Annotated in this window: 20 protein-coding genes and 1 riboswitch; of the genes, 11 read left to right on the top strand and 9 right to left on the bottom strand. The window is 42.1% G+C overall.

All coding sequences use genetic code 11. The features are described from left to right. Positions 1-7: 7 nt before the first annotated feature. From H1A14_RS20345 to H1A14_RS20330, 4 genes are all read right to left on the bottom strand, one after another. A complete protein-coding gene (locus H1A14_RS20345; RefSeq protein WP_194778140.1) occupies positions 8-1,480 on the bottom strand; it encodes a SusD/RagB family nutrient-binding outer membrane lipoprotein in 1,473 nt (490 codons plus the stop codon). 11 nt (positions 1,481-1,491) lie between these two features. After that, complete coding sequence (locus H1A14_RS20340; protein ID WP_228527898.1) at positions 1,492-4,956, bottom strand: SusC/RagA family TonB-linked outer membrane protein; 3,465 nt, start codon at positions 4,954-4,956, stop codon at positions 1,492-1,494. A gap of 90 nt (positions 4,957-5,046) precedes the next feature. Beyond that, positions 5,047-6,021 carry a FecR family protein gene (locus H1A14_RS20335; RefSeq protein WP_194778139.1) on the bottom strand — a complete coding sequence of 325 codons (975 nt, stop codon included), beginning with the start codon at positions 6,019-6,021 and terminating at the stop codon, positions 5,047-5,049. A 111-nt stretch (positions 6,022-6,132) separates the two neighbouring features. Continuing rightward, positions 6,133-6,693, bottom strand: a complete 561-nt coding sequence (locus H1A14_RS20330) for an RNA polymerase sigma factor (protein ID WP_194778138.1) — start codon at positions 6,691-6,693, stop codon at positions 6,133-6,135. A gap of 282 nt (positions 6,694-6,975) precedes the next feature. Here H1A14_RS20330 and H1A14_RS20325 point away from each other — a divergent pair, with 282 nt between their 5' ends. Then, complete coding sequence (locus H1A14_RS20325; protein ID WP_194778137.1) at positions 6,976-8,412, top strand: fasciclin domain-containing protein; 1,437 nt, start codon at positions 6,976-6,978, stop codon at positions 8,410-8,412. Between the two features lie 509 nt (positions 8,413-8,921). Here the strand turns inward: H1A14_RS20325 and H1A14_RS20320 are convergent. Both H1A14_RS20320 and H1A14_RS20315 read right to left on the bottom strand, forming a co-directional pair. Then, entirely contained in the window at positions 8,922-9,371 is a 450-nt protein-coding gene (locus tag H1A14_RS20320; protein WP_194778136.1) for a hypothetical protein, read from the bottom strand. Positions 9,372-9,629: 258 nt separating this feature from the next. Then, positions 9,630-10,076 carry a PRC-barrel domain-containing protein gene (locus H1A14_RS20315; RefSeq protein WP_194778135.1) on the bottom strand — a complete coding sequence of 149 codons (447 nt, stop codon included), beginning with the start codon at positions 10,074-10,076 and terminating at the stop codon, positions 9,630-9,632. A gap of 557 nt (positions 10,077-10,633) precedes the next feature. On the opposite strand from H1A14_RS20315, the gene H1A14_RS20310 reads away from it, so the two are divergent. Then, a complete protein-coding gene (locus H1A14_RS20310; RefSeq protein ID WP_194778134.1) occupies positions 10,634-11,479 on the top strand; it encodes an SDR family oxidoreductase in 846 nt (281 codons plus the stop codon). 33 nt (positions 11,480-11,512) lie between these two features. Here the strand turns inward: H1A14_RS20310 and H1A14_RS20305 are convergent, their stop codons facing one another. Continuing rightward, the gene (locus H1A14_RS20305) at positions 11,513-11,749 is read right to left on the bottom strand and encodes a hypothetical protein (protein ID WP_194778133.1); all 237 of its coding nucleotides are present in this window, start codon (positions 11,747-11,749) and stop codon (positions 11,513-11,515) included. Positions 11,750-12,026: 277 nt separating this feature from the next. Here H1A14_RS20305 and H1A14_RS20300 point away from each other — a divergent pair, with 277 nt between their 5' ends. The 7 genes from H1A14_RS20300 (at position 12,027) to H1A14_RS23375 (ending at position 18,478) form a co-directional block, all read left to right on the top strand. Then, positions 12,027-12,455: a heavy-metal-associated domain-containing protein gene (locus H1A14_RS20300; RefSeq protein WP_194778132.1), complete on the top strand. Its 429-nt coding sequence runs from the start codon at positions 12,027-12,029 to the stop codon at positions 12,453-12,455. A 28-nt stretch (positions 12,456-12,483) separates the two neighbouring features. Then, the gene (locus H1A14_RS20295) at positions 12,484-13,563 is read left to right on the top strand and encodes a globin family protein (RefSeq protein WP_194778131.1); all 1,080 of its coding nucleotides are present in this window, start codon (positions 12,484-12,486) and stop codon (positions 13,561-13,563) included. A 1,266-nt stretch (positions 13,564-14,829) separates the two neighbouring features. Then, on the top strand, positions 14,830-15,267 hold the full coding sequence (locus H1A14_RS20290) for an Hsp20/alpha crystallin family protein (protein WP_194778130.1): 438 nt from the start codon (positions 14,830-14,832) through the stop codon (positions 15,265-15,267). 97 nt (positions 15,268-15,364) lie between these two features. Continuing rightward, on the top strand, positions 15,365-15,943 hold the full coding sequence (locus H1A14_RS20285) for a Crp/Fnr family transcriptional regulator (RefSeq protein ID WP_194778129.1): 579 nt from the start codon (positions 15,365-15,367) through the stop codon (positions 15,941-15,943). Between the two features lie 80 nt (positions 15,944-16,023). After that, the gene (locus tag H1A14_RS20280; RefSeq protein ID WP_194778128.1) at positions 16,024-16,482 is read left to right on the top strand and encodes an SRPBCC domain-containing protein; all 459 of its coding nucleotides are present in this window, start codon (positions 16,024-16,026) and stop codon (positions 16,480-16,482) included. A gap of 390 nt (positions 16,483-16,872) precedes the next feature. Further along, on the top strand, positions 16,873-17,943 hold the full coding sequence (locus H1A14_RS20275) for a glycoside hydrolase family 10 protein (protein WP_194778127.1): 1,071 nt from the start codon (positions 16,873-16,875) through the stop codon (positions 17,941-17,943). A 22-nt stretch (positions 17,944-17,965) separates the two neighbouring features. Beyond that, a complete protein-coding gene (locus tag H1A14_RS23375; RefSeq protein WP_194778126.1) occupies positions 17,966-18,478 on the top strand; it encodes a YdeI/OmpD-associated family protein in 513 nt (170 codons plus the stop codon). A gap of 219 nt (positions 18,479-18,697) precedes the next feature. Here H1A14_RS23375 and H1A14_RS20265 read toward each other — a convergent pair whose 3' ends face one another. Together H1A14_RS20265 and crcB are read right to left on the bottom strand one after the other, a co-directional pair. After that, on the bottom strand, positions 18,698-19,717 hold the full coding sequence (locus tag H1A14_RS20265) for a hypothetical protein (RefSeq protein ID WP_194778125.1): 1,020 nt from the start codon (positions 19,715-19,717) through the stop codon (positions 18,698-18,700). A 38-nt stretch (positions 19,718-19,755) separates the two neighbouring features. Then, entirely contained in the window at positions 19,756-20,127 is a 372-nt protein-coding gene (crcB, locus tag H1A14_RS20260; protein ID WP_194778124.1) for a fluoride efflux transporter CrcB, read from the bottom strand. Positions 20,128-20,255: 128 nt separating this feature from the next. Then, a riboswitch (Fluoride riboswitch) is annotated at positions 20,256-20,319 on the bottom strand. A 487-nt stretch (positions 20,320-20,806) separates the two neighbouring features. Between crcB and H1A14_RS20255 the strand changes: the two genes are divergently transcribed. Together H1A14_RS20255 and H1A14_RS20250 are read left to right on the top strand one after the other, a co-directional pair. Then, on the top strand, positions 20,807-21,814 hold the full coding sequence (locus H1A14_RS20255) for a helix-turn-helix domain-containing protein (protein WP_194778123.1): 1,008 nt from the start codon (positions 20,807-20,809) through the stop codon (positions 21,812-21,814). Positions 21,815-21,929: 115 nt separating this feature from the next. Beyond that, complete coding sequence (locus H1A14_RS20250) at positions 21,930-23,564, top strand: N-acyl-D-amino-acid deacylase family protein (RefSeq protein ID WP_194778122.1); 1,635 nt, start codon at positions 21,930-21,932, stop codon at positions 23,562-23,564. Positions 23,565-23,635: the final 71 nt, after the last annotated feature.

The raw sequence follows: 23,635 nt of genomic DNA, 5'->3' as shown, positions 1-23,635 counted from the left end.
TTTTAAATTATTTTTCCCACCAGACTTTGGTGTCTTGTGTATCTCCCCCCATCCTGGCTATGGCAGCTTCCAGGTTATCCGGATTCAAGGCTTGCAGGTAGTTGGGATAAGTAATTCTTGAGGGAAATTGATTTTCGGCAGGAATACCCTCCCCTCGCGGCAATAGTGGATATCCAGTTCTTCTCTTATCAAACCAAGCTTGGTAATCTGTAAAAAAGGAGGCAAAATACTTTTGTTGTATGATGGTTTCCAGCTTTTGGTCAAATCCAGCATCCTCATCATAGCTAATGTCCTCATGGTCCAGATATCCGATGGGTAAAGTGGTTCCCCATTGGATCATGGACGCCAAGATACCATCCTCGTAATGTGCTTTGGCAGATTTAGGAGTTTGGAAACTTCTGATGTTAAGTTCGGCCAATATAAATTCCAGTTCGGCATAAGGCATCAATACACCCATGTTAGCAAAATTCCTAAACTCACCGGGAAAACTGGAGTGCGAACCAACTGGATATTCAACCTCACTCACATAGCCACTTTGGATTCCTTTATAGACCTCCACACCATTTTCCGTTACTGTATGGGCCCAAACTGCCCTTCTTGGGTCTTCAGTTCGGTTCATTTGATCGATAAAGTATTCCGTGTAATACACTCCTTCATTCCAGCTGAGGTCTCTCAAATTGAAATAGGGATTGTAAAAGGGAAAAGTGCCTGGGTAAGTCAATATGGCATCATCTTCGTTAGAATTCATCAAGGGATACCTTCCTGGATTACCCAGTATGCTACTGATCTGTTGGGATACATTGACTTCACCGTCTTTTTGAAGAATTCTCAATAAAAGCCTTAATCTTAAAGAATTGCAGAATTTCCTCCATTTTAAAATTCCTTCAGGCCCATTGGTTTCATAGATCAAATCTCCACCGAAAATAAACGTGCTGGCATTACTGAGCAGGACATTGGCTTCTTCCAGGTCCAAGAGCAATTGGACATAAATGTCCTTTTGGCTGTCAAAAGCAGGTTGCACTACACCTTCCTGAATCCGACTCGCTTCTGTAAAGGGAATATCCCCAAAAGCATCGGTCATGATGGAATAACTCCAGCTTCTGAGTACCAAGGCCACTCCCATATACGCTGGCGATTCCAGATTTTCGGCAATTGTATACATGTCCATCAGGTCGGTCATCAACCGATAATGATTGTTCCAAAATCCCTCTGAATTATTGGGTTCGATTACATAGCGGTGTAAACCATTGTTCACACTTACCCTAGGAGCCATCATTTGCATGAGTTCGTGGGTAAATCCCCTCGCTCTGCCTATGCTGGAATTGACCAATCTGTACTGCAATTGGTCCAAAATAACGCCCGGAAACACTTCAGAAGGTCGATTTGGATCCAGGTTTATTTCTTCTAAATTTTGGTCACAGCCTTGGATCAACATGGCGAATCCCAGCAAAACCAATATTCGTTTACAATATTTTTTCATTTTTTCGAGAGTTAAAATTTGAGTGAAATATTCATACCCATGGTCCGGGTAGAGGGGAATTGGGTCATTTCCACCCCTGGCAGCAGTGTGCCGCTATTCAGCATGGCAATTTCCGGATCAAAGGCAGGAAAATTGGTGATGAGTATAAGGTCCCTGCCATAAAGGGCCACTGAAGCTTGATTCAATCCTATTTTACTCAGCCAAGCTGGAGGGATGTTGTATTCAAAGCGCAATTCCCTGAGCTTCAAAAAGGAAGTATCAAAAATATTCGTTTCCACATTGGAGTGCTTATAGTACTCATCATAATACCTTTGGGCCGTGGTGACTGTGGTATTGGGAGAGAAAGTTCCGTCTCCATTGGCCACCACACCTTCACCTATGATTCCCTCTTCCCTACCAGGCAAGGTGACCTTGGTTTTGCCTAAGGTGTTGAGCTTGTGGTTGGTCATGGAAAAGGCTTTGCCTCCTACCTGACCGTCCCAAAGCATGGTTGCCCTGAATTTGCCAAAGGAAAATTGATTTAAAATACCCCCTTTCCAATCAGGAAAAGCATTGCCCCAGTTTTTGCGTTCCGGGTCCAATTGGGCAGGTATCCCGCTGTTGGTATAGATGATGTCTCCATCAGGGGATCTTTGAAACCCAAGTCCATACAAGTCACCCATCCTGCCCCCTACTCTTGCCTCCAAGCTGACCACACTGTGTTGACCAATGATCTGATTGGTCAGTCCTTCAGCAAGTTCAATCACATAAGATCTGTTGTATGCCCAGTTCAAAGTGACATCCCAACTGAAATTGTTCTTTACAATGGGTTTTGCATTCAAAACCACTTCGAGGCCACTGCTTCTGATCAGACCGGCATTGGTGAGGATTCTGTCAAATCCCGTGGAAATGTCCAGGGGTATCGCTAGGATTTGGTTTCTGCTTTCGCTGTAATACGCTGTGAAATCAATACCGGCCCGGTTGTTCCAAAGCCTCACGTCCAAACCTGCTTCGTAGGCTGTAGTGATTTCGGGCTTCAAATCAGCATTGAAAAGGGTATTGGGATTGGTGAAGCTGGTGGCATAGATTTGGTCATAATACCGAGCGGTCTGATAAGGCCTGGTGTCATTTCCCACCTGTGCATAAGAAAGCCTGAGTTTAGAAAATGAGAAGGCTTGTGGAAGCGTCATGAGCTCATTTAAAATCAAACTGGTGCTGACTGAAGGGTAGAAAAAGGAATTGTTGCTAGCGGGAAGCGTACTGGACCAATCATTCCTTCCAGTAAGATCCAGGTAAATCATGCCTTTGTAATCCAACTGACTGGTGGCATACACTGAGTTGATGGATCTCCTCAAAATCCTCGGATCAGCTACGGGCTGATCCAAACTGTTGCTGATCATATAAAGGCCCGGCATGGCCAATTGATCTGCATATACTCCATTAAAATTATTGTAATTGTACATGCGGTTGGCCCCCGCAGCTACGATAAAATTGAAATCACTGCCAAAACGCTCCTTGTAAGTCAACAAGAAATCCGAATTGATTTCATAATTGAATATGGCTTGCTGTCTCATTATGCCTCTGGGAAACTTTGACATGCTGAAAGGCCGTCTTTGCATCCTGTCCTCGTTGGCAAGATCCAATCCGGAACGTAGCATCAACTGAACCTTATCCGAAAAGTCATATGTAGCCGAAACACTGCCGATCACCCCATGCTTGTCGATGGTATTGATCATCTCATACGCCTGAAGGTAAACATTGTCGGGACCAGGGTTGAATGGGTTTTTTTGCTCTATCTGCTCCAAACCCGGCATCCAATAATCCCTATACCAATTGATGTTTTGATTAGGTGCCGCACCAATGATCATAAAATACATGATGGTTTGGTTATTGTACCCCGCCATGGGCAGGTTATCACTTTTTTTGTTTACATAATTGACTCGGGAATTGATCTTCAATCGGTCTGAGATCTGATGATCCAGGGCCGTGGACACAGAAAGCCTTTCGAACCCTGTATTGGGCACGATCCAATCATTGTTCAGGTGGGTGATGGAAATCCTTGCTGAACTTTTATCTGTGGCCCCCTCCAGAGAAATGTTATTGATCAACGTATATCCTGGATTAAAAAAGCCCTTGATGTAATCCGGATAAGCTCTCCATGGGGTTCTTTCTGAAGGAATGCCCAAGGGGTGGTCCGGATTGTACTGATAATACATCTGACCGTCGAATCTTGGGCCCCAAGCTCTCCCGGCAGCGACATTGGTACTGGTGTTGGGCCCATCTTCCGAGTCTAAGTAGGAGTAGTAAGCATCTGTCCTGCCCTCACCATATTCATATTGGTATTCAGGCCATCTAAGCCCTGTCCTTTCTGTACTGATGTTGGAGTTGAAGGACACCCCGATACCTTTTTGTTGCTTACGGCCACCTTTGGTGGTAATGATCATGGCGCCATTGGCCGCCCTTGAGCCATACAATGCAGCTGCAGCAGGGCCCTTAAGCACCGTAACACTTTCGATATCATCCTGATTGAGGTCAGATACGGCTGAACCAAAATCGACAGGGCTGTCCTGGTTGAGGTGTCCTCCGTAGCCGGTTCCGGCAATTTGACCATTGATCGGGACACCGTCCACCACCACCAAGGCTTCGTTGTTACTCAAATTCAGGGAAGTCTCTCCTCTTAGTGTGATTCTCTGCGAGCCCATGGGTCCAGCCCCACCGCCTACCACACTCAGCCCGGCAACTTTTCCCGCAAGAGCGGCAGTCCAGTTATTACTCCTCGCATCGGTCAGTTTCTCGGTAGAAATGGTTTGTGTGGCGTAGCCCAAAGAAGCCTCTTCCCTTTTGATTCCTAAAGCCGTAACAATGACCTCATCCATGGTGCTGTCATCCATGCCAAGAAGGATTTTTATTTCTGATTGATTGGAAATGATGATTTCCTTGGTTTCATAGCCTACATAGGACACCACTAAAATGTCACTCGTACTGGCTTCCAAAATAAAATTGCCATCAATATCCGTTGCTGTTCCTTTGTTGGTTCCTTTAACCAAGATATTGACTCCGGGGAGGGTTTCACCGGTTATTTTATCCACTACACTGCCTTTGACCGGAAAGGTTTCGTTGTTGGATGTTAGCGATGATCCGAATTTATTAACCGTCACGGCAATGGTTTGCTGGATGATTTTAAATGCCAAGTTGTTTTGGACCTTCATCGCATCCAGCAATTCTTCTACGCTGGGATTGTTTTGCTTTAAATAGACTTTTTTTCCTTTGATGCTGTTGTGGGAGAAAGAGAAATGAAAATCAGTCTGCTTTTCAATTTCTCTGAAGACTTCAATGACATTTTTTTCACCAAATCCCATTTTTATGGAGGTTTCCAAGAGATTGTGATTATTGATGTAGGCTGAGGCTGTACTGGCATGGAATGAATTCAATGCCCAAATCAGTAAGAGATGAATGATCCAAAAGGAATGTTTGCGGATCAGTAGATTTTTTTTCATAATTTTGAATGTTGTGTTTAAGTGTTCGCGCTTTGATGCATCATTTCGGTAAGGCTGTAGCAGCAGCCTTACCTCCTTTGCAGGTTTTAGTTAGCAGTTTGCTTCTTCAATGATCAGTTTTTTTCCATGCCAGCTATATTTGAGGTTGATTGAATAATTAATGATTTCAAGGACTTCTTCTATTTTTAAGTTTTTGTAGGTACCGGTAATTCGACAAGGCGGTAAGACTTTGGCACTTTGTATTTCTATCCCATACCAATCCGACAATTTTTCCACAACTTGATTCAATTCAAGGTTGACCATGACCAAATTGCCATCGACCCAATCAAAGATGCTTTCTTCAGCGGTGATCTCCCGAGCATATAAATCACCTGATAGTTGGTTGACCAATTGGCCCTTTTGAAGGATTACTTTTGTGCCGGTTTTCATTGATTTTACACTGACCTTGCCGGTTTTCACGGCAATTGTGCCTTCTGCATCTCTGAGGGATGAAACATTAAAGGAAGTTCCGAGCACTTTGGTCTCTAAATCTCCCGAACTGACCGTAAATGGTTGTCCCTTCTGTGGGACTACTTCAAAAAAGCCTTCCCCATCCAACTGGACTGCCCTGTTGTCTAAAAAATTTTCCGCATAGGTAATTGCGGAATTACTGTTAAGGGTTACTTTGGAACCATCCGGTAAATCCAACGTCTTTCTTTCCCCGGGCAAAGACTGTACAGTTACCCAAGCCTGATTTGTCGTATTGTTTTGGTGTTTCTGGAAAGGTGGAAGGATATAAAATAAAAATCCAAAAACGATCAGCGGTATTAGCACGGCGGCAGCGAGATAGAAATTCCTTCTGCTTTGCGTATCCCTTTCCTTTGCTATTTGCTGGTGTATTTTTTTTTGCATCAAGGCACCAATCTCGGGTTTGGTCAGTTCATGGTATACCTCAATTTTGGGCTTGTGCTCAGCATCATACCAATCATTCAGATTTCTTATTTCATCATCTGAAATACTTTTTCCTCTCAGCAAATCACTTATCAGGGAGATCTGGGAAGGCTGGGTTTTGTTGTCTCTCTTCATCAAGAGTAAGTATCGGAAAGTGCCTTAACTTACTCTTTCTTGAGATTATCAAACCGTTAATAAAAAATGTCCGGGATTAACCTTTGCTTAATCTTTAGGTTTCTATGCGTTTTAAATGCAAAAAATAACCAACAAAACCTCCGCATGATCCCTCAGTTCTTTGCGGAGGATTTTCATGGTTTTATGCACTGAATTATGAACAGATTGAGGGGCAATGTCCATATTTAAAGCCACTTCCTCTGCTGTTAAGCCTTCAATTTTCACCATTTTAAAAATCAACTGTGTGTTTTCGGGTAATTTGGATAAGGCAATTTCAATTTGATGATAAATTTCTTCGAAATCCAAAATAGTATCCATTTCCTCCTTAAAATGGGATTCTTTTAGCTCTACTGATTCCATGTTCATTCTATCGAGCGATTTAAACACGGCATATTTGACAGCCGTCAACAGGTAAACCTTGACCTCGCCTTTCACTTTCAAAGTTTTTCTTCTTCTCCAAAGATCTACAAACACATCTTGTACGGCATCTTGTGCTAGATCCGTCGTTTTAAGCCTAGCATAAGCTGAGGCATACATCAATTCCCAATAGCCTTCATACAATTGATCAAAAGCACTCAAATCTCCCTTTTGAATCCTTTTTAGCAAAGCAGCGTCCTTGTCAGCGGTTTCCATTTCATTCGGTGATTTAATCAAAATTACTCCCAACATCCTGGAAATCGATAATTTGGTTTTTATCAAATTATTATCATTTAATCAAAAAATATTAGTTCTATTCTGGAAAACACCGATCAAAAGATAAGTTATTGAGATGATTGGCAACTACTCGGAAAATTTCAAACCATCTATATCCCCAAAATTCCCTTTACCAGTTAAAATCATCTTCTCGTATAAAATTGGAAGATAAAATGATTTTTTGAGAGTTTACAAATTGAACTAAACTAATTAAATATAATTATGGAAAGAATTTACAAGGCGTTGTTATTTTGCGCCGCATTTATCGTTTTGCTGTCATGTAGTGATGATGACACCCCAACCGTGACACCAGATCCCTCGGATCCGACCTTGATTCAAGCGGCCAATGATGCCGGATTGACGACATTGGTCGCGGCGGTTCAGGCTGTTCCAGGACTTGCCCAAGAACTATTGGGGGCGGATGCGATTACTGTCTTTGCACCTACCAATGAAGCCTTTGTTAATGCATTGGCAACTTTTAATGCTGGCAACTTAGATGAGTTGGTTGCCGCGATTGGCGGTGTGGAAAATTTAGAAACCGTCCTTGGTTTTCACGTGGTTCCTGCAGTAGCCTTTGCTGCTGACCTCAACCCTGCCAACACCTTCACCACGCTATCTGGACAAACCATCGATGTAAATGTTTCAGGAGGAAATGTGACTGTCACGGATGCACTCGGCAATACCGCAAACGTAGTTACAGCTGATGTGGCCATAGATAATGGTGTTGTTCATGTCATCAACAGGGTATTGATACCTGAATTGGTCATCCCGGACCCTGATTTGGTCACTGCAGCGACCAATGCTGGCCTGACTACCCTTTTGGCTGCCGTGACAGCGGTAGACGGACTGGCTGACGAGTTACTCGGAGCCGAAGCCATAACTGTGTTCGCCCCTACCAATGAAGCATTTGAAGCTGCCTTGGAAGAATTCAATGCAGCCAATCTTGATCAATTGGTTGCACGGATTGGAGGAATCAATAATTTGGAAACAGTCTTAGGGTTTCACGTGGTTCCTGCGGTTGCTTTTGCTGCTGATTTGGAATCAACCAATACTTTTCCTACTCTAAGTGGCCAGGAAATCACTGTCAATAGTTCTGCTGAAGGGGTCACTGTTACTGATGCTGCTGGTAATACTTATAATGTGGTCACAGCGGATGTTGCCATAGAAAACGGAGTGGTGCATGTCATAGATGGCGTTTTGCTGCCAGAGCTTACCCTGCCAGACTTGGTGGAGGCAGCCACCGCTGCTGAATTGAATTTATTATTGGATGCAGTGACCGCCGCTGGACTTGGGGAAGCACTTTTAGGCGCTGAAGCGATTACGGTTTTTGGACCTACAGATGAGGCCTTTGCCGATTTATTGACAGCCTTGGAACTTGGTTCATTGGAAGAATTGATAGCAACTTTGGGAGCTGATGCTGTGACTAAAGTATTGCAATTCCATGTGGTTCCTGCTGTTGCCTTTTCCTTTGATTTGGCCGAAGGATCTCAGATGGTACCTACTTTAGCAGGGGAAGAACTGACCGTTACAAGAACTGGTAGCGAGGTTACTGTAACAGATTTTGCCGGAAACACTTATAACGTAGTGGCTGCAGATGTTGCTATAGAAAATGGTGTGGTTCATGTAATCGAAGGGGTATTGTTGCCTGATTTAGAATAAGGTAAAATACATTCAAGAGAAGAGGAGATTTATTCTCCTCTTTTTTTTTTGTTTGAATGGCTATTTGCGAGAAAGTAATTTGCATGCCTAGGCGCCCTAAGATATGTTGTTCTTCCCAATTCAATTTTTCGGTTTTTATTTCAACACAGTTTTTTAAAACCTTTGTGTACCTGCGCCCTTCCCTGGCCGGCAAAGGCAGGTTTACGTGAAAAAATCAACCTCAGAAACCTTTCCTCTCTGTGCATATGCGAGAAAAAAACTCATGTATTGCGCTGTGCGACACACCTTCAAAGCATCATCATCAACAATAGAAACACCGCTAAAACGATGGCAATCCATGGATACAATGGGTTTTGCTTTGGGAAATGATAGTTGCATATCGGACAAAAGGATTCCGATTTGGACACCATCATGGCACAGGAAGGGCATTCTTTTTTGTTTCCAGAAGACATTTACAAAATTTTAAACTGCGATTGCAGGTATTCAACAAGCTAGACCTGAAAATGGTTTTACTGTTTTTCTTTATGAAATGCCTTGAAAGTAAATGTCAACGGCAAACCAATCAAAAAAAGAGCAACCAGGTTGATCATTAGGACATTGTAAAGGGCACCATGGTAGATAGAGAGCAGACTATCGATCAAAAACCAAGAACACAAACCCAACCACATCGCCCAATAGGCCCATTTTTCTTTATTTTTAAAGGCATTTTCGGAAATAAAGATCATCAATACATGAAAACCTACAATGGTACCACCTATGATACCAAAAAGCCAGTTTTTAAATTTTAAAGTTTGTTCCGTAAAAGGCTCTCCATCAAAAAACACTTCTTGTGAAAAGGAATTGTGCAACCCAAAAATCAGCGAATTACCGGCAAAGGCCACCAATAAGCCTACTGTTAAGGTGAGTACATTGGCCCAGGTAAGCCACTTTTGCCAAAATTTAAAATTTTCAGAATCCATATCTGTATTGAGCCGACTTAAATTCCTGAGATGCTAGTTTCAAAGCTATTACATTTTCATAAAAAGTCCCGTTTTCAAGGAACAGAAATTTAAACAACCCTTAGGCATACCAGAATTTCCGCCACACATAATGTAGAGATGGATTTTCTTATGAATGGTACGGTACCTAAAATTGGGCAAGAGTTTAAAAAAAATTCCCCAAGGAAACCTTCCTTGGGGAAATTCAAAATTGAAGCATATGAGAATTTTTACTTGGTCTTATAGGAGGTCTTTTCGATGGCCTCTGTCCATATCGGAACTTTGACTTCTATGCATTCCTGAACTTTCTCTTTCACTGATTCCGAAATCTTCCTCAATGCCATAATAGGTATTTACCTCATTGACAAAATCTCTTTGGGGACCAGAAGGCCAATTGTCCTTATCAAATCCAGGCGAGTTTTCCAATCTTTCCCTATCGACATCTAGGATGAATACGTCGTCGATCTCAGTATGGAAAGAAAAAGCAGACCAGGGAATAGCAAAATATTTGCTACTTAAATTAAGAAATCCTGTGTCTACAGACAGGACAACATATGCGACCTTTCCGGACTCAGCATCCAACATCACATCTTTGATGGAACCTATTTTTTCATCTGCTAGCGTTCTTACTGTGTTTCCCTCAATGGTGGAGGCTGACACAATTGAATCATGATCTCTAGTTTTCATGGGTTTGTTTTTTATAGTGTTAGAATTAAAATTTACATCTGCAATTTAGTAGTTATTTTTTGTAATAAAAATACTCAAAAAATATTTTTTATAATATTTAGTATATTTTTTATAACTTTAATTTTAAATACTTTTACCTAAGTCTTTGCGTTTGTCCGGCTAGATTTTACTTCGGATAGTTGTTAAATCTTGGATTGCCTTATAATAATTTTGCAAATATTTATATTTATTGTATAATTTAATATATAAAAATCACAATACCTTTGACAGTTTAAAGTATTAACATTTCTTCTTTTGATCCGAATTTAATCCATTGAGCCTTAGTAAATAAATATTGGTAGGAAGTACGGTTTCCTCGATTAAACCAAAACCATAAAGGATAAAACATTCTTTGCTTCCAATCAATTTTGGTGATTGAAACAAGTCAAAAGCCAACCTGATTTAAATCTGACCTATCCTTAGTGCTTGTTGCGCTATTCTTCAGATTTAAATTTTATCATACTAGCCTAGGATTTCTGTTGAAATGCAGGTTAACCAACCAACTAAACCTTACCAAAATGATTTTCACAGAAAATATCCAAAAAACAACCAAAAGGATAAGCGGTTCCATCAAAAGGAAAGACTTAGGAAATAAACCAAATGAAAAAGTGGCAATGGTTGCGCCGGGTGAGAGTATGGTTGGACGATCAATTGTTTTGGCACTTGCAAAAGAAGGAATAAAGTTGGTGATTGCTTTCAGCCATGATCATGAAAAGGCCTTAGAAACGCAAGAAATTGCCCAAAAAATATCAGGATTGAAACCAAAACTGTTTCAAGGTAACCTTAATCTTCCATCAGACTGCGAAAAAATGGTGGATTTCACCCTTCAGGAGCATGGGAAAATTGACATCATTACCAACCATGTATTTCAAAATGGTGCCGCAATGAGTCTCAGTGGACAACCTGATTCTTCAAAAAATGTAAACTTTGGACAGGCCCTCAACACGCAATATTTCTTGACCAGGGCTGCCTTACCACACCTAAAAGAGGGGGCCACTATCATCCACTCCTGTTCTATTGATCCACCTCATTTGCCTGCTAGGTTATTGGACTATGCGGGATTCCAAGGTTGCTTGGTCGCATTTACCCATTCACAGGCCAAGTTACTGGAAAACAAAGGCATTCGGGTTTACGGCGTAGGACAAAATTGGCAACATTTTTCATTTTCCTCTCCTTTTGAACATGATAGTGACTCCATTGAACAACCCGGCAATGCGTCCGACAACAACCAAATCATGGCTACGGCTTACGTGTATTTAACATCAGACCATCCTTCACCCATGACGGGAGAATTTTTCTGCCCCTCAATTTCTAAAGGGTCAGGTTCTAAGGTCAAAAACACTTTTGAAAAGCGATTTGACTAAGGAAATAGAGAAAATACATTGAATGAACAGTTTTTAGTCTTTCTTTTTTCTTTCTTGTCTTGCCCTTTCTTTGTTTCTGCTTTTTTCCTGATTATCTACTTCCTTATTTTCTTCCTCATCATCATCAGGATATTCATCTTCCCTGGGTGGCCTCGCCCCTTCTCCTGTTCCCGGGGTTTTTCTGGTTGTGCCTTTGTCTACACCATCTTTCCCATTTCTAAACAGGAAAGGTGCCTCTATATTGAGGTTTTGATAAGCAATTGTTCGCATAATGATTTATTTTTTTATAAATATACCAATAAAAAATTTAACATAACTATTAAGACTGAATGCTTTCTGTATTTGTTTAGGTCGGGGTAAATCTGCAGGTAAGCTTCTGAAAAGTCGGGTAAACTCGATCCTCTTTCTATGAGAATCAAATAGAAATTTTTTTTTCCTACCACAAGCACCTGTTTGGCTAGGATATTTTTCTGTCTTTATTCAAAATCCCTGAAATCCAATATCTCCAGCCATTTCGTATATCAGATGTGTATTAAAAAAAACAATCATGATCAAAAAACTTATTATAGGCGTTATCGGGGTTTTTATGGCTTTAGTAATGGTGTTGGCCATCCACATCTACCAGGTGACCAGTGAAAAAAGAAATCAGGGACCCGCCTTTGCCATGAGCAAAATCATGCTAAACCAGGAGTTGGATTCTCTGGAGGCCATTGAAATCAAACAATTTATTTTGGGAAAAGAGGGGGTGAAAGATACCCGCATCAATGTGCGCTCAGGCCATATCATTTGTTTGTATGACCGCAATGTCTGGGCTCCTCAGGAATTGGTCGATGAAACCAACAAAGCCTTTACCTTAAACAGCTCACTTTATCAACCTTCCCAAGAGGAATTGGCCGCAAGCTGTCCTGCAATAGATAAAAATTCCATGACCTACAAACTCGGCAGTTTCTTCGAAAAACTTTTTACCAAATTATAATTTACTTCAAACTTAAATCTTTACAAAAATGAAAAATCTAAATCGATTGTGCTGTTTGTTGCTGATTGGCGCTGTGTTCAGTTTCTCAGCCTGTAATTCCGACGACAGTCCGGGGATGATGCCTCCAGAAATGGATGAATCCTTTTATGCCACTCAACTGGGAGGCGAAACCATGGTCACTGACCCCAATAATCCCAATCAAATGATCGAGCAGGGTTACCTTAACCTCAGAACAGTAGTCACCAATACGGTGTTGGAAATTGCAGAAAATGATGGCGGGACTTATGACGACTTGCAACCCTATTTTAGTGTTTTACTGAACGAAGTAGGTAGAGGGGTCACCTCTGGATTTACCATGTTGGTCAGTGATTTTACCGATTTCCTGGCAGAGGCCACTGGGGCCAAAAATTTCACCTACGAAGGACTTGACATGGCTGCTGCCCATGATCCTGTCAGAAACGGTAGAATGAATGGTCTGATCAACAATGCGGATTATGATCTTTTTGTTCAAGCCGTAGTGGCAGGTGCAGCAGAAGCAGGTATCACAGACAACGAAATTCTGGGTCCTGTTGCTGATCTTTTGGAATCCGTCAGAAACCCGATCGTACAGCGGGATAACAATACGGCCTTGAGTTTGTACACCCGCCTGGGAGGATCAGGATTGGTTGATGATCCTGACAGTGAGGGCAACTTGGTAGAAGCTGGGTATTTGCCCTTGAGAAGTGTGGTAACAAGTACCGTTTTGGTCATTGCAACCAATGAGGGTGGAAAATACGATGATTTGCAACCTTATTTCACGGTATTGTTGAACGAAGTTGGTGCAGGCAATACCTCAGGCTTTACCACTTTGGTGGCTTCCTTCAGTGATTTCCTGGCTGCCAATATCGGTTCGGTAAATATACAGTATGATGGCCTCAATATGGCAGATGCACATAATCCGGACATAAATTCCCGTATGACCGGTTTGATTACGGCTGAGGATTATGACCTTTTTATAGAAGCGGTAGTAGAAGGCGCTTTGGAAAATGAGGTGCCCATGTCCATCATAGAGGAATTTGGGGCCATTTTAAATAGCGAGGGCTTAAGAAACGCCATTATTCAGGCCTAGAAAAATATAGTTTATTGTGGTTCGGAAAAAGTGGAAAAACCCGGAGACTTCTGTTTTCGGGTTTTTTGTTTGTAAATGAGGTTTTTAGTGAGTGTGGAATCGTTTTTAACTAAATAAGCTTAACTGCTGAAATATGCCTACGTCGAAATATTTTTCCGTCACTTTGTTCGGAGCGAAAGGTCTCCGTATTCTCGGAGAGATGTTTCGGCAGGCTCAACATGACGCAATTGTGCGGTCATTTATAAGCAATACGACCCTTCCTTTAACGTCACTCTGAGCGGAGCAAAGCCTGCCTGCCAAAGGAGGGTGTCTTCGTTATTTCGGAGCGAAAGGTCTCCGTATTCCCGGAGAGATGTTTCGGCAGGCTCAACATGACGCAATTGTGCGGTCATTTATAAGCAATACGACCCTTCCTTTAACGTCACTCTGAGCGGAGTGAAGCCTGCCCGCCAATGGAGGGTGTCTTCGTTATTTCGGAGCGAAAGGTCTCCGTATTCCCGGAGAGATGTTTCGGCAGGCTCAACATGACGCAATTGTGCGGTCATTTATAAGCAAAACGACCCTTTACTTTACCGTCACTCTGAGCGGAGCAAAGCCTGCCCGCCAAAGGAGGGTGTCTTCGTTATTTCGGAGCGAAAGGTCTCCGTATTCCCGGAGAGATGTTTCGGCAGGCTCAACATGACGCAATTGTGCGGCCATTTATAAGCAATACGACCCTTTACTTTTCCGTCACTCTGAGCGGAGCAAAGCCTGCCCGCCAAAGGAGGGTGTCTTCGTTATTTCGGAGCGAAAGGTCTCCGTATTCCCGGAGAGATGTTTCGGCAGGCTCAACATGACGCAATTGTGCGGCCATTTATAAGCAATACGACCCTTTACTTTTCCGTCACTCTGAGCGGAGCAAAGCCTGCCCGCCAAAGGAGGGTGTCTTCGTTATTTCGGAGCGAAAGGTCTCCGTATTCTCTAAGAGATGTTTCGGCAGGCTCAACATGACGCAATTGTGCGGTCATTTTTAAGAGATCAGTAAATCGTAAATCCCAAATCGCAAATCCATTGAAATCATCCTAAAAAATGACAGAAAAAATGGGACGCAAAGACATTTTTTCAGTCCCAAAACTGTCAAAATTTCATTTGAACCCATTGGCATTTTACTTGCTCGGATGTTACCGGATCGCGATTCGAATCTCTGGAATGATAAATTTGATAGACTTGCCCTGCAAGGTCATTGACAGCAATGTTAACATGTTTCACTATTAAAATTTAAAAGCTATGACAACGATCATGAAAAGAAACGGATTCTTACCTTCCAACGCTTTGTTTGATGAATGGATGCCGAGAGATCTCTTTGGGTGGAACAACTGGTCCAGTGAGGGAAGCTCCCTGCCAAAAGTCAATATTGTGGAAACCAACGAGGAATTTAGGGTGGAAATGGCTGCCCCGGGTATGAAAAAAGAAGATTTTCAGGTAGAACTTGACCACGATGTATTGACCATACAATCTGAGTTCAGCCATGAAAACCAAGATGAAAATGCCGCCTACCAAAGAAGGGAATTCAGCTTCCAATCTTTTAAGCGCTCATTTTACCTACCCAATACCGTGGAGGCGGATAAAATCCAAGCCACATACAAGGATGGAATTCTAAGCCTGTTGATTCCCAAAAAAGAAGAGGCCAAAAGAAAACCTGCCAGAACCATTACCATTTCCTAAATGCACCAAGGGCTTCAAGGAGGAAGCCCTATTTTTTTACCTTATTCTTTCTCCCCCTCAGTCCATTTGCTTTTTATTTGTATCTTGATTACTCAAGATGTACCAACAGCTCCACCAATCCATAGCCCAGTTTTTACAGCCTTCCCAGAAAGAAAAGGCCTTGTTGGAAGAAGCCTTCGTGTTCCGACAGGTTCCCAAAAAATTCAAGTTGGTGGAAGAAGGACAGGTTGCCACTGAAATTTATTTTATCAATCAGGGACTGATCCGGCTTTATTACACCAAGGACGTGGAAGAAATCACGGGGTATATTTTCAGAGAAAATCTCTTTTCCAGCAGTTATGACAGTTTTCTTACCGGAACCCCAAGTCAACAGACTTTGGAATGTCTGGAGGATTGTGAGCTTCTGGTCATCAGCAACAATGACTTGGACGAGCTTTATAAAAAAATGCCTTCCATGCATATTTTCACCCGAAAAATGGCCGAACAGCGGTTTATCAATGCCCAGAGGATCCTTTCGTCCTTTATTCTGGACAGTCCCGAAGAACGATACCAGAAATTTGAACGCCACAACAGAGACCTGCTTCAGCGGGTACCCCAGCATTACATCGCTTCTTTTTTGGGCATCACCCCGGTCAGTCTTAGCCGGATCAGAAAAAGACTGATGGAAAAAAAGTAGGGTCTGCCAGCACTTATTATCTTTTGTTAATGAACCCTTTGGGGCTTTGGATTTAATTTTGATTCAAACAACTAGAAATCATGAAAATCAAAACCGAAATCATCATCAATGCCTCAAAAGAGAAAGTTTGGGACTTATTGACCGATCTGGAACAATACCAAAATTGGAACCCTTTTATTGTGAAAAGTTCCGGAAAGGTGGCTCCGGGAAACATTGTGGTCAACACCATGAAAAACGGAGAAGGAACGATCACCTTTAAACCTAAAATCCTAAAAGTAGAACCCTTACACTATTTTGATTGGATGGGTAGACTTTGGGTCAAAGGATTGTTTGATGGTCACCATTACTTCAAAATTGAACCCCTCGGGCCCGAACAGGTAAAGCTGGTCCATGGTGAGAATTTTTCCGGCATCCTAAGCAGTATGATTCTCAAAAAAATCGGAGAGCAGACCCGGGAAAACTTTGTAAAAATGAACCAGGCTGTAAAAGTCATGGCAGAATCCAAACAGGTTAGCGCCTCTTCCAAACAGAAATCCTGATTGGAAGCTACTGATTATTCGGAATGTTGCCCTTAGCAATAATTTGGCCTCGGCAGGCTAGGTCTCCTGCTCTTGGCGGTTGGGAAGGGGGAGGAAAGGAAAGCGGCTTCGTCTCTTTTCTTTCCTCCCTTAATTTATCAAACCTAAATCCCGTAATTCCAGAGCCGAAACACATAAAACCAGTGGATAATAACAAACTTTTATTAAATTAACCTGCATTTGGAGTTTAACCGATTTAAACGGACTGATTTTAAAAGTTTCATTGGGAAAGATAGGATAAGTGAGAGGTTGGAGGGTGAAAGTGAATGTTTCCTATTTCATGTTTAGGTCAGATTGCTTTTATGAGGTAGCTCCAGATTACCGTTGAATCATTTTCTCAAAAGTCCATCTATGAAATTCACCTGGATTTGTTTATTTGTCCTGTTTTGTGTTCTTCCAACCTATGCCCAAACGAATGAAGCCCTGCCCTTTATCAAAGGCATTTACGGCAATCCCGGCGCCCTGCTCGACAGAGGCCATAGCTTTAAATCGCTTGGAGTCAATGCCATTTTTCCCAGAAGCATTTCCCTGAATGATCAGCTGTTTCAAACCGCCCAATCCGAAGGGGTCAAAGTGTATGTGGAATTCCCAACATTGAACGGAAAAGAATACCTCGAAAAATACCCAGAGGCATGGCCCATCAATGAGTTGGGTGAAAAAGCAGAACCAGCGGACTGGTTTATGGGCATCTGCCCTACCGATCCCGAATTCAAGGCCTACCGCAAAGATCAACTGAGGACCTTATTGGGCAGGTATCCGGTGGATGGGATTTGGCTGGATTATCTGCACTGGCATGGCCAATTTGAGACACCGGAACCTATCCTTCCGGAAACCTGCTTTTGTGACCGATGCGTGCATTCTTTTGAAAAATCCAGTCAAGTCAAACTTCCCAAGGGTAATTCCAGATTGAAATCCCAATGGATCCTTTCCAAATATAACAAAGAATGGAGACAATGGCGCAGTCAGGTACTGACCGATTGGGTAAAAGAACTGAAGCAGGTGGTCAAAACCACCAAACCAGATGCTTTGTTAGGCATTTTTTATTGTGCCTGGTACCCGGATGAATTTGGTGGGGCACTAACCAAGAACCTGGGGATTGATTTGAAAGCCCTTTCTGAAGAGGTGGATGTATTTTCGCCTATGCTTTTTCACTTGATGATGGGTAGAGAAATCACCTGGGTAGATGAATATACCAAGTGGCTTGGACCCTACATCCAAAATGAATCAGGGACAGGGCCGAGGATTTGGCCCATCGTGCAGGCCCATGACCAACCAGGAATGGTTACCGCAGAAGCTTTCCGTCAGGTGCTGATGCGAGGTTCCCAAAAACCCGCTACAGGGATCATGATGTTCTCTGAAGAAGCCTTGATCACTACTCCCCACAAATTAGAGATCATGCAGTCCTGGTACCAGCGGGATTGAGCTCCAAAAACCATTTTGCCAAGTGGAATCATTTATAAGCACCTTAGAAAATTTCAACAACAGGCTTTGGCAGTTCCATGTGCCGGTGCCGGAAAGCATTGCCCTGTCATTTATTGAAGGCGACAATCGCCGGGTGTATGTGACCCTCCAAGACCAAATAAAAATTCAGGCGGCCTTGATGAAAGCTGAACCATATTGGTTTATCCTTGTCAACAAGAAAGTAAAGGAAAAACTCCGCCTTAATGAGGGGGATAAAATCAAGGTAGTCTTGGAAAAAGACCATACCGAATTTGGCTTGGAAATGCCTGAAGAATTCCAGGTACTTCTTGATCAGGACGAAGAAGGCAATGACTTCTTCAGGGCACTGACCATGGGGAAACAGAGAAGCCTAATTTACCTTGTTACCCAAGTCAAAAACCCCGACAGCCGCCTTAAAAAATCTCTGGCCATCCTCCATCACCTCAAAGAAGTCCAAGGGGAACTGGATTTCAAAAGGTTGATGGCAACCATTAAATATTTCAACCAGAATTATTGAAAGAAAAATCTCTATTTACTATTTATCAAACCGAACTGTCAATAATTATAAATCAAATGTATATTTTAAGGTATCAGTTGACATTTTCCTAGTTTTCCTCAGGATAATTTAGCGGTAAATCAAACTTTTTATTTCAGTTAAACCAGTTGAATTTAAAAAACGGTTGGATCAATTGATCAATTCCTGGTTTTCATTTGTGAGAAAGATCTTAGCATTCAATCAGGGAGTCTGTAAGCTTAATATTTCCATAGAAAGGTTTCTAAGGTCTTCTTTCATCCAGTTGATTTGTGCCTCTACTTGGTCCAGCATATCCGCTCTCTGGAAAAGCATATCGGCACTATACTCTCCTCCTTTCCCAAAAAGCAAATTGATCAGTGCTTCCCTTTTCTCCGCCATCATGTCGGCGAACTCCTCCGCCTCGATCCAGCCTTGTTTTAATTCTTTCCTGGATGAAGAGGCATTTCTATGGATGTTTTTTTCATAATTCAGATAAAACCAGATTGCAGGAGGATAGATTTCTGATGTTTCTCCTCCTTCCCAAAAGTCCTTTAAAGGATTTCTTTCATGGTAAAAATCGACTTTTCTTTTATTGGCCAAAATGGCAAAACCAAAAGCAGCACCAATTACCGCAGTGCCAATGGCGACCCGTTCTCCCCTGACCTCCCTATCGTTCAGAACCAAAACGCTTGTCATCACTGCTCCGAGTGCGCCGACCACAATGGATCCTACAGTCAATTTGGTGTTGGTATCCCCTTCCTTTTTTCTCATAAAATTACCGATCTGAACAGCCTTTTCTTCTTCACAATCCAATTCTGCGATGACTGCAGAAATTTCCAAAGAGACCAGGTTAATTCTATGGTTGAGACTTTGGAGATTATCCATCACCGCTACTTTGTTTTCGAGGGAAGGGTCATTCTGGAAATTGTCCAGGTTATCCCTGTATGCCAGCAGCAGATCTTTCAAATTTATGGTATGGGCCACCATGATGCTGTTGTCGGAGAAATCGTCACCAAATATGGATCTCCAATAAGCAAGATCAAAATCATCTTGACTCAAGAAATTATCGTTGAGGTACCGGAATTCCTGCTGGCAATTGTTGCTTTCCAAACTGCCCCTAAATCTTGCTTCTTTGGCACCTTTGCATGAAATCAAAAAAATGAAAATCAGAAAAATGCCGATGAAGCCGTTCAAGGATACATTTCTATTGGGACTGAATTTGATTTTGAAATCCGGATTCATAATTTCCAAGCTTAAAGTCCAATTGGAATTTTAAGAGTTTATTTACCCAACCACAAGCCTGACAGTACTGCCAACAGTCCCAATAAAAAACTGCCTAGGCTATATCCTATAAAAAGTCCGTATTGACCTGTTTGCAAAAATCTTAAATTTTCCATTGAAAAGGTAGAAAAAGTAGTATAACCGCCACAAATGCCTGTGGCCAGGAAAAGCCGCCACTCAGGGGTAATCCAAGAAACCCTGTCTGAAAGCCCAAACACCAATCCAATCAGAAGACAACCAAGGACATTGGCGGTGAAAGTTCCCCAAGGAAAACTTGATGGAATCCATTTTGTCAAAAAATAAAAAGACAGGTACCGTAAAACACTTCCTATCATTCCTCCTAATCCTACCAACAATAAAGCAGACTTCATGGCTTGGTCGAGTTGGTGCAAATCTCAATGTCCGGCATAGGGAAAATTTTTAATGTTCTTTTAGTCGAATTAGCAGTAAATCCTTTCATCCTACAAATAGAAAAGCATAAAGTGATTCATTCATTTGGCTATTTGTAGGCGCCATCAGCAATAAAGCGGTTGGGAGAGGAAGGCACCATTTCCCCTTGATTGGCCTAAAATTACTATTAATCCATAAATAATCAAGAAATAAACCTAGGAGAATAACAAGCCTTGCATGATTTCGAACCAGAACATTTTATGTCTTTCTTTCTTCAGTCAAATTCAATTCTCAACAGATTTATTAACGCTTTTAATGGCAGGATTTTGCTTCTTGGTTAAAGCCACCATAATGCATTTTATCCATAATTTGTGCAAACAAATCTTGGTAAAAAATTACTATCTGTCAAAAGAAAAATCATATCAAAGAAATTTGGAAAATTCGGCCAAAATTCCTAATATTATTATGTACAAAGAAAATTTTCGGAGTTTTATTTGTAAATATAAGACTTTTATAAATTTTATGGAGATACATCCAACCTATGGAATTCGATAAAGATACAGGTATGGGATAAGGTGGTTGAGTCTTTTGAGCAAAGGGCAAACGAATTCCCATTAGGAGATCATAAGAAATTGTTATCCACCATTTCGACTTAGGCCTATGAATTCCCATGACTTTCAACATCGCTTTTTCCAACACCTTAAATCCTTGCTTCCATCCTATAAATCGCTGGTTGACGAGATTTCTGATTTGCTGGAAATCAGTACGGATAGTGCTTACAGAAGAATCCGAGGCGAAAAGGTCATCAACCTGGATGAGATCAAAAAAATCAGTCAGCATTTTAGAATCTCTTTGGATCAGTTGTTGAACCTGCAAACCGATGCCATTGTCTTTCACGGCAAATTGAATGACTATTCGGATAATCGGTTCGGGGCATGGTTGGAAGATGTCCACAAGCAATTGGAATTGGTCTACAGCCATAAACACAAGCACATCTACTTTTTGATGAAGGATATTCCTCCATTTTATCATTTCTACTTCAAGGAACTGACGAGTTTCAAGTTTTTCTTTTGGATGAAATCCATCCTTCATTATGAAAATCTTAAAGGACAAAGTTTTGATTCGAGGATCAACCGGTTTGACGAATTCAACGATTTGCTGAGAAAAATCCTTTACCTGTACAACCGGATTCCATCTACAGAAATTTGGAATGAGGAAAGTATCAATACCACCATCACACAAATAGACCTTTACCACAAAATGGGGCTGATGAGTAATCCTGAGGACGTCAGGCTGCTGTATTCCCAAATGCTCGAATTGGTCAATCATCTGGAAAAACAGGCTGAGACAGGGAAGAAGTTTGTTCCCAATAAACCGATTGAACCTGATCATGAAAGTTACCGCTTATTTGTCAATGAATTTATCATGGGAGACAATACATTCATGGCTGAAATAGATAACATTAGGATCACCTATCTCAACCATAGTGTGATGTATTTTATAGGCTCTACCGACAGCAGATTCAACGATGCCATGTTCAACAGCTTGGACAACCTGATGAAGAAATCCACCATGATCAGTTCTGTAGGCGAAAAAGACCGCAGCCAGTTTTTTAATAAACTTAAGGCGAAAATTCAAGCGAAAATGAGCTTGTTAATACCCGCATAAAAAAGCCTCTCCAAAAACGTAAGCCCTGCTTTCCGACAAGTTAAAGGACATAAATTTTTATTTGTTGGGTTTGCTTGAATATCTTAGGGTTACCTTTCAATAGAACAACCGCCACATGAAAACATTGAAGCTTGTTTTTCTGCTCCTGCTGGCAGCAGGATGCCAGTCTACCGAATCTTACGACTTGGTTTTGAGAAATGCCACCATCATTGATGGAACCGGAGAACCTTCATTCCGTGGTGATTTGGCGGTTAATGCGGATACCATTGCTTTTGTGGGAAATTTGAAAGGTAAAAAAGGCAAAGTCGACCTTGACTTGAACGGCTTGGTTTTGACGCCAGGGTTCATCAACATGCTCAGTTGGGCCAATGTGAGCCTTTTGGAGGACGGCAGATCCCAAAGTGACCTGAGACAGGGTGTTACCTTGGAAGTTTTGGGTGAAGGTACCTCAATGGGCCCTTTGAGTGAAGACATGAAAAAAGAAATGCTGGAGGGGCAAGGGGACATTCAATATGACATCACCTGGACCACATTGGGTGAATACCTGCAGCATCTTGAAAATAAAGGGGTCTCTACCAACGTGGCCTCATTTGTTGGAAATGGCACCTTGAGGAGGCATGTCATAGGGATGGAAAACAGAAAGGCCACCCCGGAAGAAATGGCACAAATGAAAAAACTGCTGGAAGCTGAAATGAAGGCAGGCGCAGTGGGACTCTCCTCCTCTCTTCTCTATGAACCCAGCCGCTATGCCGACACGGAGGAATTGATCGAACTGTCCAAAGTAGCTGCCCAACACGGCGGAATGTACATTTCCCATATCAGAAATGAAGGCTCCAAACTTCTCGAATCAATTGCTGAACTGATTACCATTGGTCAGACAGCAAAGATTCCGGCTCAAATCTACCACCTTAAGGCATCGGGAGAAGAAAACTGGGGTAAGATGGACTCCGCCATTGCCATGGTCAATGCGGCAAGGGAAGCAGGACTTCCCATCACTGCCGACATGTACACCTACCCGGCCAGTTCGACAGGTTTGCATACCCAAATGCCCGAATGGGCAAGGGAGGGAGGAGTGGAAGCTTTGTTAGGACGTCTTGCCGATCCCGAGGAACAATCTAAAATTTTAGAAGAGATCAAATTCGGTCATGGTCCGGATAAAATTCATTTTGTAGGGTTCAAAAACCCTGACCTGCGCAAATACATAGGGAAGAACTTGGCGGAGGTTGCTGAAACTCAAGCTAAATCCCCAGCCCAAACCATGATAGATTTGATGCTGGAAGATCAGAGCAGGATTCAGGTAGTCTATTTTTCTATGTCAGAAGAAAACGTGGAGAAAATCATCCAGCAACCATGGGTGAGTTTTTGCTCGGATGCGGGCAGTTACACGAATGAAGGCGTGTTTTTGAACCAAAGCACTCATCCACGCGCCTACGGTTCTTTTGCAAGGGTTCTGGGTTTGTACAGCAGGGAAAAAAAGTTGCTTTCACTTGAGGAGGCTGTAAGAAGGCTATCTTCTTTTCCGGCCCAAACCCTCAAAATCAAAAAAAGGGGGCTGTTAAAAGCAGGTTACTTTGCAGATTTGGTGGTTTTCGATCCTGAAAAAGTCAGGGATAAGGCCACTTTTGAGCAACCCCATCAATATGCAGAGGGCATCATTCATGTTTTTGTTAATGGCCAACAGGTGCTCAATAATGGAGAACACACCGGAAACTTTCCGGGCAGGTTTGTAAAAGGTCCAGGGACGCAATAATTCTTGCAATTGGGTCTATAAAATAAGGAACGGGATGTAATTGGGTATAAAACTGTCAAACAAGCTGATTT

It is taken from the genome of Pararhodonellum marinum, assembly GCF_015354735.1.
GTDB classification, from domain to species: Bacteria; Bacteroidota; Bacteroidia; order Cytophagales; family Cyclobacteriaceae; genus Pararhodonellum; species Pararhodonellum marinum.
This window is presented reverse-complemented; position numbering and strand designations above follow the sequence as displayed.